This is a genomic window from Desulfoplanes sp. (genome assembly GCF_054921335.1).
The window spans coordinates 80724-94902 of the sequence record NZ_JBUDSQ010000003.1 but is presented as its reverse complement, the minus strand read 5'-3'; the positions used below and the strand labels follow the sequence as shown (position 1 = coordinate 94902).

The following is a 14179-nucleotide window of genomic DNA, read 5'->3' as shown; positions in this document are numbered from 1 at the left end:
AAATAATTTATTAAATCGTGCTACCTGTAAGAGCTTTTGCAGTCGCATCCTTAAACCCCGCTTTTCGAGTTTTTGCAGGAGCATCCGAGCTACAGACAAAAAAAAGGCAACCATTTTCAGTAAAATAGTTGCCTTTTGTCCCAGATAAGGGTTCTACATTGCGGCCAACGCTATCTATAAATACTAGCCAGATAGATCTCCACAAGTCTATTGGCCATAATATGTTTTTTTAATCCAATCAGATGTACTTTTTACCATTATTTCTGAAGTGAAATTCTTTATAAATTTTGTATACGCATTCGCAGCCAGTCTTTCACGCAATTTTTTGTCTTCATAAATCTTTTCTATCGAAGAACATAAACTTTTTGGATCCTTGGCTGGGACCAAAAGCGCCTCACCCCCATGACCAACAGATTCGTGTGTCCCTCCAACATCAGTTGCAATAATCGGTTTTTGGGCTCTCATGGCCTCAAGAAGTGCAATGGAGTGATTTTCCTTGAGAGAGGGAAGTACGAAGCAATCAATAGAATGCAAACAATCCTCAATATCCGAGCGTTTACCAACAAATTTAACCCTAGATTCCAGCCCTCTTTTTTTACAATAATTTTTTAACGTATGCTCATATGGTCCCGTGCCAATGATTACAACTTTAATATTTGTACGAGTTGATTTAAGCAACAAGAGACTATCTAGCAAATATTCTATCCCTTTTATGGGATCTAGCCTAGAGATCGTTGCAAGTATAAAATCATGCTCTGAAAGCCCCCACTCATGCCTAATATTTAAAAATTTACTATTCTGATCATATACATCAATCCCATTATATATAATATGTATTTTCTTTGACGGAATGTTATCTTTTGACAAGGATTTTTTTGTAAATTCACTCACAGCAACGACAGATTTTATTTTTTTTTGCAAATATAGTTTTGTAAATATATTAATAAAAAATGATAGTAACTTTCTGCTTTTTCTAGGAGGATAATATTTACCATGGTATGATGCTATTTTTATAAAATTATTTTTTTTTAAAAAAAATGACGACAAACATAAAGCAAAATGACCATTGAATCCATGCGTCATAACGATATCTGGCTGGTAATTTATAACTTCTGCTGCAATCGTCTTTATCCAGCTTAAATCAAATCTTGATGTAATAAAAATCGATTTACAGTTAATCTTTTCTAAAATATTTTCAGAAACATTCCATCCTTTGTTACGGATACATATGTGACGGATATCAAACTCATCACGTAACCCAACCTGATCAAGAATTTCTGCGTACCGAACACCACCTCCGGTCAAAAACCCCCAATATAATGAAATAATTTTAATTTGTTTCATCGTATTTCTTTAATGGCTCTTGTTGGGTTCCGGGGGCCTGTCTCTTCCTGGCCAAGTATCATTGAATCAGCACGACAACTGGCCTTCCAAACGAGTTTTTTCCTGGGAACGCCGAGCGTCTGCTCGGCCTTTCGAGCACTAGCTGAAGGGTACAGCTTTATACTGTCTGGCCGGCATCATCTGCCCTTGTTCCTGCCATGTAGTAAACGCAGTGCCGAGCAGACGCTCGGCGTTCCCAGGGGGGAGTGACCTTGCATTGCGAGTAGGCCCCCGAAACGCAATAAGAGCCTCTTTAATAAATATATTTATCCGCATATTCAAAAAATTTTATATATCTTTTTGTCAATCGTATACTATCATGATTGTTTTCAATATAGACTTTGCAATTATCCCCGATTGTTAATCGTTCTTGGGGATCTTCCATCAAGCTGCGAACATCGTGACATAACTTTTTAAAATTTCCGGACAGTCGGCCTAGTCTAAAACGCTCTATAACAGAATCTGGATCAACAAATAGACTCACTACCGGAGTTTTAGCCTGCCACGACTGTAGATACGTATTTGGAAATCCTTCCATATCTGAAGTCCCTATGAAAAGAGAAGCCTCTTCATAATATCTAGATATTGATGAAAAAGGAATAAACCCCTTATAGTCTAAATTATTAATTTTTGCTACCGCTTCAACAACGTCGTCATCACTTGGTTTTTGAGCTGTTTTAGACATTATCATTACGAATTGGAATTCCGGCATGCATTCAGCTAGTCGGATGAATATCTCAGGGTGTTTTTTTTCATGGTTATTACCTACCCATAAAATATATTTTTCTTTAATATTATTCTCTTTGATATTTAACGAAAGAAAATTTTTGATTAAAAAATTTCTTTTTTTAAAACAACAAAGAAATCCTTTCATTTGAAAGAAATTTTGCGAAACAGTAAAATATGTTGCTTTCAATCCAATACGGTACATTAAATATGCTATGTACCCTTCTTTCTTCTTTAATTTATTTTTTAAAACATCCTCATCAATCTGTCCAACAAATATTACATGTTTCTTTAAAAAAAATTCAATAAATATAAGAGGAAAAAGTAGATGTCGAGGAGTCTTGATCAAATAGTATGAAGCATTGATCCGATACAAAATTTTTAACAAATTAATCCAATCTGATAATATACACAGCATTTTTCCCTTTGTGTATCTACTCGAATATTTATGTATTTTTAAATCATCTATTTTTTCAAAAGCATGTTGTCCAAAATCACTAACCACAAAATGGACATCATAACCGCACCTGCTCATTTTTTTCCCCAGAATAGCAAATTGGACTTCGGCCCCCCCTTGTGTTGAGAGTTCATGCTTGGCCAGAATCGGATAGGCACCCAGTGCGATGAGGCAAATGCGTTTTGTCATTAAGCCGCTCCATGGTTTGAAACGACAAATTTTCTTTTTCCACTTTTCGTTGGTGGAATATAGGGAACATAGGAAACGTTGAGTTGAATACCCTGCCCAAGTTTTTCTTGGATCGAATTGAGAGTTGAATCAAACGACTTGCTTGAAAAATCTGAAGACCGAACTATATTGATCTGCAAAACATCTGCAGCTTTCTGAATTATTTGAAAATTATCAATGCCACCTGTTTTACGCATTACGAGAGTCCAAAATGTCCCACCGAGGCGATTGCCGTTTGGTCCCTCAATAACATCAAATGATCGTCCATCAATACTACTCATCGCGGGAAGATTTCTACCACAAGGACATACGTTGGATGAGAAGCTACCAATATCTCCGATCTTGTACCGTATGAATGGAAATCCGTAGTTATCTAGATCCGTAACAACGATATCTCCAACACTTCCAGTCTTTACCGGTTGCCCATCATGATCCACTATCTCTAGATAAAATCGTTCCGGGTTGATATGATAATCAGCGTGCATTTCACATTGGTGGGCAATATTTCCAAATTCTCGTGACCCATACCGGTCAGAAACTTTGACCTGGGTGATATCTTCAATTATTTTTCGTTGCCAGGAATAGAGAGTCTCACCAGAGGTAATAATGGCCCCAATACTAGGGAGCTGTAACGATTTTTTTTTCAAAAATTCAACAAACAAAACAAGGTGGCTTGGATAAGAAATCAGTAGCTTCGGTTGAAATCTTTGAATTATTTGTGCGTATCGAAACATCATTTCATCCGAAAGCTCATATGAAGACAGCAGTTTATTTCTTGTAAAATGTGAGTGGATGCGCCCCCTCAGGGTATCGTATTTCTTAACGTCGATTGGAGCCCCCCAGATACTTACCTTCCGATCTGTAAATCTACAACATAGCCAGTCTGAATTTCTACAAACAACGGCTTGCCTGTGTAGCAAGGATTTCTTATCATTGTAAAATAAAAGTGACTTCCCTGTAGATCCACTGGTGCTATTTCTGACGAGTGAATTATCTTTTACAGAATCCGACTTTAGATCACTGAAATTTTTTCTGATAATATCCTTCGTTAAAAAAGGAAGTTTTTTAAACTCATTAAAGTTAAAATCATTATCGATTCGATACCGTTTTGCTCTCATACAATTGCAATAGTACGGAACATTTTTACTGACATAATTCAAAAGATCATTTAACTTTTCTCGCTGTTTTTTTTCTATGTCGGAACGCCGATACCATTGGCTTTCTTTGTACTCTGAAAGAATGGGATTTAGTCCATCATTTTTCATCCAATGGTATAGACGGAAAAGAAAATCATGGAAAGAAATATTAGTCATTGAACTCTCTTAAGCAGGTGTCTTGATTTACAAAAATAATCAACATATTTATAAAAAGAAGAATTCTGATGACGCTTGACAGCAAACAATAAATCCTTACCGCTCGCATAACCACAATCAATACCCTTAATACGAACCTTTGTGTACGATCCTATCCGTTTGATATACTCTGGATTTGATTTACATACATTTCTATAAGACGATTGATCTTTTGATCCTAATGTCCACGCCTTGTACCCAACATCCTTGGCTATCGAAATCACTTTTTTATCATACCCACCACCAGGCCAACAAATAAACTCAACTTTTTTATCAAGTTCCTTTTCGATAACTTTTTTTGATATATACAATTCATCCCTTATTCTCTGATACTTATCAGCTAGATTTTCATATTCACCTTTATTGTTTCCATTTGAGATTTTCTGTAATTGAGACCGAAGAATTTCTTTACAATTTCTCTGTTTAAAAAATTCCTCGCAACCATTATCCCCGACAAAAGCCACAAGTTCCTGTTCGATCCTCTTATCCGGATAAAAACGTCGACAAACAAGTGACTTGCGGTGCTCATAAACGGGAGAGCCAAATTTTATCATATCATTTTGGGGATCTGTGAGATAAAAGGGTTTTTTTTCGGGAAATCTGTTCCATACCATCCAGGGATAAGGATTGACCCCAGGGGAATGGAAATCAATTACCTCTGGCCCCGAAAAATACCATGTATGGGTCAGACTATGTGACTGGATATCGACCAAACCACTTTTTTCCATCAAACGCATTTCTTCCCACGAAAGAAAACCTGCAGCACCAATAGCTTGGTCAGGTCTCGATCCCATACGTATATTTCCTTTTATTTTTCTTATAACCGGATGAGGATAGACAAAATCTGGATTTACAAATATAGTGCATTTAGCATGGTATCTTTTAAGTATAGGATATGCATATAAAAAATTGTCAAGATAACCATCATCAAATGTTATAAGAATAGCTGGGAGTTTTATTTTAGAATACCCGGACATGTAATTATACAATTCTTCCCAATCTATAAAATTAAAACCAATTTTGTATAAATACTTTATTTTACTTTCAAAATTATATACCGGCTCAGAAATATAATTATATATCCAATCACTTTTTTTATGTAACCCTATACTGTGAAACATTATAGATGGTACGATCTTTTTATCACCAAAAATATTTTTTAGCATTGTAATCTACCGTGATAATATAAATCTTTATAAATTTTATTATATCTTTGGGCCACACTTTGTATTGAATATTCTTCTCTGATTGTTTTAGCAGCATTTATACCATTTATTATCCGGAATTCTTTATCATCGACATAACGCGATATCATGCTGGCAAACAATGAAGGATCTCCAGGAGGTGCGAGTAACCCATTAACACCGTGAGTAACGACATCAGGAATACCTCCGACATCCGTGACGACACATGGAAGGCTTAGCGCCATGGCCTCTAACAATGCCAGAGGAATCCCTTCTCTAAGCGATGACATTGCAAAGATGTCAATTGATTGTAAAAAATGGCTACTTTCTTGGAACCCAACCAGCTTTACATCGCTTTCTAGTCCATTGGATACGATCAATTGACGGATTCGGCCCTCATCAGCCCCTTGGCCGGCGATGTTTAGTTTTAATGAATATCCTTTATCCAATAGAATTTTGAAGGCAAAAATCATTGTTGGTAGATCCTTCACTTTTTCTATTCTTCCCAAAAAACCAATCGTATAAGGATGTCTCTCAAAATTCTTATTTTGACGGTCTAATGTACATGTTCCATTGGGAACATATATAATTTTTTCAGGATCCACACCATCATATCTTATTCTTAGGTTTCTAATGTCTTTCGATGCGGCAATTCGTAAAAAAGATTTTTTATTAATTATTTTTTTTTCAATTACATGGTGAATCCATTTTTTCCATGTATTCTTACCATGCTCACCTGTTACTAAAATACATTTTCTATTAAAAAAAGTAGAAATAGATGCGATTAAATTTGATTTATACATATGTGAATGAATAATATTTATTTTGTTTTTATAAATAAAAAATATTAGCTTTAAAAAACAATAAAAAAAATATTTTTTTCTAAACTGCAAAGCATATAAATTCACATCATGTTTTAACTCAGAAAATAAATCCATATTTGGCCACAAAACGATAAGGTATAAATCAAAAAAATTTCTATCTAATGAATTTAGAAGAGACACAACCTGCTTTTCTGCCCCACCACAAGTTAGTGACCCAACAATATATGCAATTTTAATTTTTTTCATTGTGATATAAAATGTTTTTTTTGAGCATAATTTATACAGATGTGTCTGCAAAAATTACATTTTTGCAGACAGGTTTAAGGTTTAAGATGAAAGGTTTAAGTAAAATCAGGTTGTTACATTTTTATTGAGTTTGACCTTCGATTTTCGACTTTTTGCAGAAGCATTTATACATGCAAACTATCACTGGATAAGGTATCGATACGATTAACAATTAAAGCGGAATATATAAAAAAATAATAATAAGCTGAAAACATATTTAAAAATACCATTGAGATAACAAAAGATATAAATCCTGCGGCATATGATATTAAAAAATAATCGTTATAAATTTTTTTTTGAGAAAAAACCTTTCTTATAATCGAATAAAAAATTCCCAAAAATAGAAACAAGCCTACCAAGCCGCGAGAAATTACAATCTCTAAGTATGTATTATGCGTATTTGATCCAATGATATCAGAAAAAGAATCAGAAGAACCGAACAAAGGATTTTCCCAAAAAATATTAAAACTTTTTTTCCATAAATCTATACGACCAGAGCTATACTCATTTAAGCTTGAAGATTCATATCTTGAAACTATATTATTTTCTAACCCTTCAGTTATATTCCTAGGTATTGAGTAAATCAAAACCAATCCAGTTAATGCAATTGTCAATACGATATAAACCTTAGCAACTTTTTCGATTTTTAGATTAGACTTTTTTATTATAATAAGAAAAAAAACAAATGATACGATAAAAGAAACGATACCCCCTCTTGACCCTGTCAATATTAAAGAGTATACTCCTAAAATAATGTTTAATGAATAGTAAAAAAAACTTAACTTATTTTTACATTCCAACAACGATGCAATAACTAATGGTAAAAAAAGGGATACATAGGCTGCATAAACATTTGATTCTCCAAACGCACCTGATGTCCTCCCATGAACAGCGTCAAAACCGATTCTATCAATATCAAATAATTTCAGTGCATCTAAAACCGTGATTAAGTTTAAAATAAAAAAAACCAACAGAAGCATTTTAATTGTTTTCTCTAGATAATCTTGATTGAGATTTAAGTACAATAGAAGTATAAAAATTATAAAAGCATCGAAAGCTCCTTTAAATGTTATCAAAAAATCAAATAAATTATTAAAATTTGAACCAGTAATATTTTTATATATTATCAAAATCAAAGAATATATCAAGTAAATCCACACAAAAGTGTAAATACTTTTGTTTTCACCATACGCTTCTTTGTCAAAAATCCTCTGAAAAATTATACAAAACAAAACAATATACATTGAAATATTTTTTAAGCTTACAGACTCAATGATTCCAATTTTAAAATTAAAACAGACATTAATCAAAATTGAAAAAACAAGAAATATAACTGCGAAAAAATTTAGAAATAGCATTTTTATCCTGTTTTTTCTATAAATTTATTTTTTTTATAAAATAAATTTAAAATTACATAAGCAGCAAGCAAAGCCCAAACCTGATGAGGCAAAATAAAATTATTCCACAAAAATGAGTTTTTAATAAAATCTGATAGATAAGGATGTATTAATATCAAAACTGTGCCTCCTGGTACGAAAAATAGAGACAGCAATATGATTAGTATAATAATTTTAGATCGCAAATTATAGTTAAAAATACACCAAGATAAAGGCAAAATCAATATCGAAGCGTCATAAAACCTATGATATACCGGCAAAAGCATTAAAATCATAACAATTGAGTATGTCACAAAATCATTATTGTATGTACGTCGTTTATAATTAAGCAAAAAGCATGCAAACATTAAAAAATATAACGCAAACGCCAACCATTTAATAACAAGATTATTTTTTACAAATTGAGATATCAAGACATGCATATTAACCGTATTAAACTTAAGAATATCATCCGGAAGAAACCTGTCACCACCTGTTGGCCCATATCCGTTAAAAACTCTTTCAATCCATAGACTCCACGAAGAGCATAAATGATCTCCATGGAAAACAACTGGGAACATCTGAGTACATAGCAAAATTACCGCATAAAACATTAAGGATATCAAAATTATGGGGTATTTTTTCTTGATAACAAAAAAAAGCATCCCAAAAAGTGCTAATTGAGGCTTCAACCCTATTGCAATAGCGAGAAAAAAACTAGATAAAATTATTTTTTTGTTTGTATAGAAAACAAATGTCAATATTAAAAAACATATAACAACAATAGATAATTGTCCTAAAGCAATTCCCGTATGAAAAGGAGAAAACAAAAACATAATCAGCAAAAATAACTTAATGTTTTTGTACATATATTTTTTTTTGATCAATGAATTTCCTAGAAGATACATAGTTATAATAAAAATGATCACGCTTATTGCACTCCAAATAATTTTTGCTCGACTCCATGAGAATAAAGCAAGAGGAGACATCAGAAATGATGTAGTAGGTGGATATATTGCCCCATTAAATCCCTTTCCATTATTTTTATTTTTTAAAAACTTATCGGCAAGATATTCTGCAGGTTGATAAGGATTACAACCTCTTATCCAGACAAACGACTGAAGATATGGTCCAGTAAGGTCTGCAGAATTATCTATAGACCTTACTGGACCTCGCATAGTAAAAATTCCTATGCACATAATTAACAATACTATATATAAATAGTTGTTTTTTATTATTTTATCTATTACTAAACAATCCATTTTATTTTTCTATTGTAATATTTTGTGGGGCACTTATAGATTCAGTGCTAAACTCAAACGGCCCTATATCAACAGAATTGCCCTCTGGAACATTATTTCCGTCGAAATCTTTATCGATCCCAACGTAAACACCGTTGTCTATACACGGAGACATTTTTTGTAGTCCTGAATTGTCCTTTAAAAGCAAAGGATTACTGATAATAGTCTGTTGTCCGAGTTTTGTATCATTTGTAAAATAGCCTGTTTCGTTTCCTACAATTTTATCAATGCTGTATTTTTTCCCCCCCCAGTATATTGAATATCCACCATTTCGATAGATCAAATTATTAGATATTTCCCAACCTTCAAATCTATCCTTTGATTCAGCTTTTATATCGTATACATTTTTTACATCATAAAAAATATTATTTTTTATTTTTGTGTTTTTATTATTTCTATACTGTATTCTAAGTGCGCCATAATCTCCCTTAGTTTTTGATCCATTTATAAAAAGATTATTATATACCTTACAACCGATTATCCCACCACCACCACCACCGAGTCTTATACCGTCAACACTAGGCCAGGCGGTAATAGTATCTCCATGGACGCCCCAGTTATCAATAATACAGTACTCGATAATACTTTCATCAGAGTTTTCTGAAAGCATAATTGCTTTATCAGCCGAGTTTTTTACATAACATTTTGAAATATTTGTTTTTGGAGTATCAAAAATTGATATTGCAGCATCAATATGGTTAACATTTAAATACCCATTATCGTGCGCGTAACATTTTTCTACCGAGTTATATGTGCCAGAACTTTCAAACCCAATACATCCCATGTCACCAAAATCAGTTTTTATGCTTCCCGTATCAAAAACTTCACAACCTAAAATTACATTATATGATCCAGCTTGATATAAATAAATTCCAGTACTTCCTTGATCACTGCATTTTATATTCTCTATAACACAATTTGAAGATCCATTGCATAAAAAAATTGATTTTGTGAAAGAAGATTTTACAGAACTGTTTTTTATTGTAATATTATTTGCCGATGATATATATATTTGATGTGAAGATGAAGCTGAACCCGATTCTGCGTTTCCTCCAGGACCATACACATCTATTCCATCTATTAAAATAAATTTCTTGTTTTCAATTCTAATACCGTATTGCCGAGATCCTACCTCGACCCCCCCGGGATCGCCTCCATCATATCTCAAATAAAATTTCCACGAATTCAGTGGAGCATAAAAAAAACCGTTTTCCATGCTTCCTATTGAATCTGGGGCTGACCAAGCCGAAGATGTCTTGTATTCTAAATATTTCAACAACCTTTTTCCAGACCGTACGGCTCCCCATGAATTTTTAACTCCAGGAATTTTTCCAAGCCATATTTTCTTACCCGATTCATCGATCGCCAATTCCCAATTATGAAATTCATTGCTTAATTTTATCAACGGTCTTACATCACTTTCTCCGTATCCCCTATAAACTATTGGCAGCCCCTCGCTGCCTGAACTGGAAATTACCAACTCTTCTTCCCAGACACTACCTCTCTTTAAATTGATAATGTCTCCAGGCAAAAAGTTGAACACAGAAACCTTTGATAGGGTTTTCCATGGATCTTCTAGTGATTTTCCACTATTTTGATCATCACCTAAAAAGCTATCTACATAGTACTCATCCGCAAAAACATTAGTGGCCACAATACAAAATAAAAAAATTATCAATAATTTAGACTTCATACGACCTCCATTTTAAAAAAGTTTTTATTTTTAATAAAAATTCAACTTTTTTAATACAAACCTTTCTGTATATATACTGAAATTCTTCAATATCAATATTTATGAGTACTATAAAATATGCCAAAAAATACAAACAAGAAAACAAAATAATTTTTATTAATTCATTAATTTCAAATAACTCTCCACTGAACAATACTGGTGTTAATAAAAATGAAGCTAAGATAACACAGGAAATTTTTTTCCAATAAAAAATTTCAGATATTTTTATTTGGTATATATTAAGTATTTTTTTTCCTAAATATATATATACAAACGAATCAGATACAATATACGCAATTGCTGGTCCTACAAATCGAAAAAAATAATTCAAAACAAATAAGAGGACAATATTTATAGCCAGTGCATAGTTATACGCATATACATAAAATTTATTTTTGTTTACAATTCTTATAGGCATACCCGTTTCAAAACATTCTTTTATCATTAATAACATGTATAATTTAAATATGATCACCGATTTTATATACTTTTCTGTAAAAAAAATAGTTATAAACTCTTGAGAATAGAAAAAAAATACGACAAAAAATGGCATAACAATTGTTAAGTATATAATATTTGTCTTTTTCCATAATTCTAAAGCATTTTTCAGACTTTTCGAACTCCGGATACATGCTTCAGAAAAAACCATATCTCCAATGCTACCTCTAAATATTCCTATTATCGGTACTTGATAGCATCCAATTGAATAAAAAGCTAAGTATTCAACCCCCATAGTATATAAAACGATAAATTTTGATATTTCTTTATTAAAATACAGCACAAAGTTCGATATACCCATAGGCAGTATATATCTGAAATGATTCTTAAAATTCCAAAAGTGTATTTTTATTTTTATAAATTTATTTTTAAATGTATAAATAAAAACAAATAAAAAACGAATCATTTCCACCAAAATCAAACCATAGACAATACTAATCACACTATCGAAGAAATATGAAGACATAATGACTGTAATATTTCTCAAAAAACTTCTGGCACACGTATAATACAGTACATAACCTATATTTCTTTTAACAATCCAATATGATTCACAATAATCTAAATTCAAAAAAAACACCAAGTACATTAACAAAGGAAAAACAAAATCATAGCTAGAGTTTTCATTGATAGTTTTTTTAAACAATATAACTAAAAACATTACAACCACTGTAACAATTAAATTTAGATAGATAGAATTACTAATATATCTAATATCATTGTTGTATTTAGACAAAAAATATATAAGGCTTTTATTTATTGAAAATGCAGCAAAATTAGCTATCATTCCGGAATATAGAATAAACTCTCTATACATTCCATAATGCTCTACGCTAAGTATACGAACTAAAAACACTGGCGATATAAAAAGTATTATATAGTTCAAAAATCTGCATACTATTAAATAAAATGTATCGCGTATCATATATTGTTTTTCATCATTAAATTTTTATAAAAATTTTTTTAAAGGCATTGAATAGTGAATTATAGTCGCATATAATATTTGAATATGCTTGATTTGCTAAGGGACACGCACATTCTTTGTTTTTTATATATTTCCTAATTTCATTTCCCTTTTGACTGTGCCATACTTTCCAAAAATCATAATTTTCATTCCTAACATTTCCCAACGACTTCGCATATCCCAGAACACAGCATGGCCATAATTCGGCATGAGGTGTCAAATGAACATTTGATATACCTGCGTAGCAAGGAATAACTTGCTTATTTTGAACAACTATTTTGGATACAAGCTCGTAATATACCAATCTTAACGACTCTGTTATCCGTGCTAATTTTTTTTTGTTTTTGATATTGTGACGAATTTTCCTGGCAAATTTTTGCATCAATTCGGCATATTCTTCCCCTGTCGGAGTTATTGGATCACCGATATTAAAAAATTCCTCACGCTGCTCTGCAATTTCATTTCTATAGCTTTGAACTCCCAATTTGTGCACAAAATCTTCTATTTCATCCAAATGATCTTTGTTAAAATTTGAAACCACAGTTCCGATCTCAAGATGAAAATTATCATACTCACCTTCCAATTTTTTGAGCTCAGAAATTGTCGCCATCAATTTTTCCCAGTTACCTGGAACACCTCGAATTTCATCATGGAGTTTCCCTACCCCATCCAGCGAAGGCTTTATGGTAACGGGCGTATGGAGCCCTTTGGATTTGAGCATTTCAAGAATTTTGCGGGTACCTTGGACAACCCGCTTGGTTGCAATAGCGTTGGTGGGAGAATGGATGATGGCAGGCTTGAGGTAGTTCACGGCGGCTTCGACAATTTCGGGTAGATCATCGCGCAGGAACGGTTCGCCGCCGCTGAGATTGAAAAAATAGATTTTGCTACCAATTGATGTAAAAATCTTTTCGATCTCATCAAGTTTGAGTTCATTGGATGGATCCTGCCACCTGTTAGGGTATATCTTCCATATCCCACACGTCTTGCATCTACTCTGGCAACGATTTGTTACCGAAAAGGTCAGTGTTATTGGTCTGATCGGCTTGATCAGGCCATGGTATGCCATCTTGAATCCCAATGTCTTCGGGTAAATATGGGTGATGAAATCTTTCGCATTCATGTATACCTACCAAAAGCTTGTGTTATATTTTTTGGGCGCAAACGACCATGGACCCACCGAATGCGAGATTGAAAATTGGGATTGCACCAAAAAACCGATCAAAAGGAGAGAGCAACTTGACGAAGTCAAAGTTGATCATTTTCCACTCTCTGACCTTCAGTCCTGCTCTTGATACCTCTCTCGTAAACGTGAGGACCCCGAAAGGATTTTCGTTATCCCCGATAAAATTCTTTTTCTTGCTTCTCGGTGAGTGGTGCCAATGGTACACATATGGATTCCAACCATTTGTCTCAATGCTAAACAGCAAACCTCCTGGTTTTAGGACACGATTTATTTCTGCCAATGCGACATGACGGGCCAAAAAATGATGCAAAACCTGGTTATGAGCAATAAGGTCGAAGCTATTATCGTGGAATGGAAGAACCTCAATATCGCCAGAAACCAGCGGAATATCCGGCGTCCTTTTTTTTGATAATTTACACAACAATTGCTGGACAATATCTACACCCACAACATTAAAGGAAGATATCTTTTGGAGTTCCTGGCCCAGAGTCATTCCCCCGCATCCAAGATCGAGGACTGAATACTGCCCCTCCTCAAAATCCACATACTTTTTGAGCAGCCCAAAAACACGATCCATTTTTTTCTTCCCCCATGCCGAACCGCGATAATTTTCTCCCTCACGTGCGAGCTGAGCCAAATTAACCTGAATTTCTTCAGTTTTATCTTGAGTTATCATTCCCAAC

General features: G+C 33.2%; 11 protein-coding genes. All 11 read right to left on the bottom strand.

The window, feature by feature from the left end:
• Positions 1-207: 207 nt before the first annotated feature.
• The 11 genes from ACY692_RS01675 to ACY692_RS01625 all read right to left on the bottom strand — a co-directional run bounded on the left by ACY692_RS01675 (position 208) and on the right by ACY692_RS01625 (position 14172).
• Positions 208-1344 (bottom strand): glycosyltransferase family 4 protein, encoded by a 1137-nt coding sequence (locus tag ACY692_RS01675; RefSeq protein ID WP_462323593.1) that lies wholly within the window; start codon positions 1342-1344, stop codon positions 208-210.
• A gap of 292 nt (positions 1345-1636) precedes the next feature.
• The gene (locus tag ACY692_RS01670) at positions 1637-2755 is read right to left on the bottom strand and encodes a glycosyltransferase family 4 protein (protein WP_462323592.1); all 1119 of its coding nucleotides are present in this window, start codon (positions 2753-2755) and stop codon (positions 1637-1639) included.
• Entirely contained in the window at positions 2755-4107 is a 1353-nt protein-coding gene (locus tag ACY692_RS01665; RefSeq protein WP_462323591.1) for a phenylacetate--CoA ligase family protein, read from the bottom strand. Before ACY692_RS01665 ends, ACY692_RS01670 begins: the two co-directional genes overlap by 1 nt.
• Entirely contained in the window at positions 4104-5312 is a 1209-nt protein-coding gene (locus ACY692_RS01660) for a polysaccharide deacetylase family protein (RefSeq protein ID WP_462323590.1), read from the bottom strand. The genes ACY692_RS01665 and ACY692_RS01660 overlap by 4 nt, the downstream gene beginning before the upstream one ends.
• Entirely contained in the window at positions 5306-6400 is a 1095-nt protein-coding gene (locus ACY692_RS01655; RefSeq protein WP_462323589.1) for a glycosyltransferase, read from the bottom strand. The genes ACY692_RS01660 and ACY692_RS01655 overlap by 7 nt, the downstream gene beginning before the upstream one ends.
• A gap of 164 nt (positions 6401-6564) precedes the next feature.
• On the bottom strand, positions 6565-7797 hold the full coding sequence (locus tag ACY692_RS01650; RefSeq protein WP_462323588.1) for an O-antigen ligase family protein: 1233 nt from the start codon (positions 7795-7797) through the stop codon (positions 6565-6567).
• Positions 7798-7799: 2 nt separating this feature from the next.
• Positions 7800-8993, bottom strand: a complete 1194-nt coding sequence (locus ACY692_RS01645) for a glycosyltransferase family 87 protein (protein WP_462323587.1) — start codon at positions 8991-8993, stop codon at positions 7800-7802.
• 85 nt (positions 8994-9078) lie between these two features.
• The gene (locus tag ACY692_RS01640; RefSeq protein ID WP_462323586.1) at positions 9079-10809 is read right to left on the bottom strand and encodes a right-handed parallel beta-helix repeat-containing protein; all 1731 of its coding nucleotides are present in this window, start codon (positions 10807-10809) and stop codon (positions 9079-9081) included.
• On the bottom strand, positions 10799-12271 hold the full coding sequence (locus ACY692_RS01635) for an oligosaccharide flippase family protein (RefSeq protein WP_462323585.1): 1473 nt from the start codon (positions 12269-12271) through the stop codon (positions 10799-10801). Before ACY692_RS01635 ends, ACY692_RS01640 begins: the two co-directional genes overlap by 11 nt.
• A gap of 16 nt (positions 12272-12287) precedes the next feature.
• Positions 12288-13433 (bottom strand): radical SAM/SPASM domain-containing protein, encoded by a 1146-nt coding sequence (locus tag ACY692_RS01630; RefSeq protein ID WP_462323584.1) that lies wholly within the window; start codon positions 13431-13433, stop codon positions 12288-12290.
• A gap of 22 nt (positions 13434-13455) precedes the next feature.
• A complete protein-coding gene (locus tag ACY692_RS01625) occupies positions 13456-14172 on the bottom strand; it encodes a class I SAM-dependent methyltransferase (RefSeq protein ID WP_462323583.1) in 717 nt (238 codons plus the stop codon).
• Between the last annotated feature and the right edge of the window lie 7 nt (positions 14173-14179).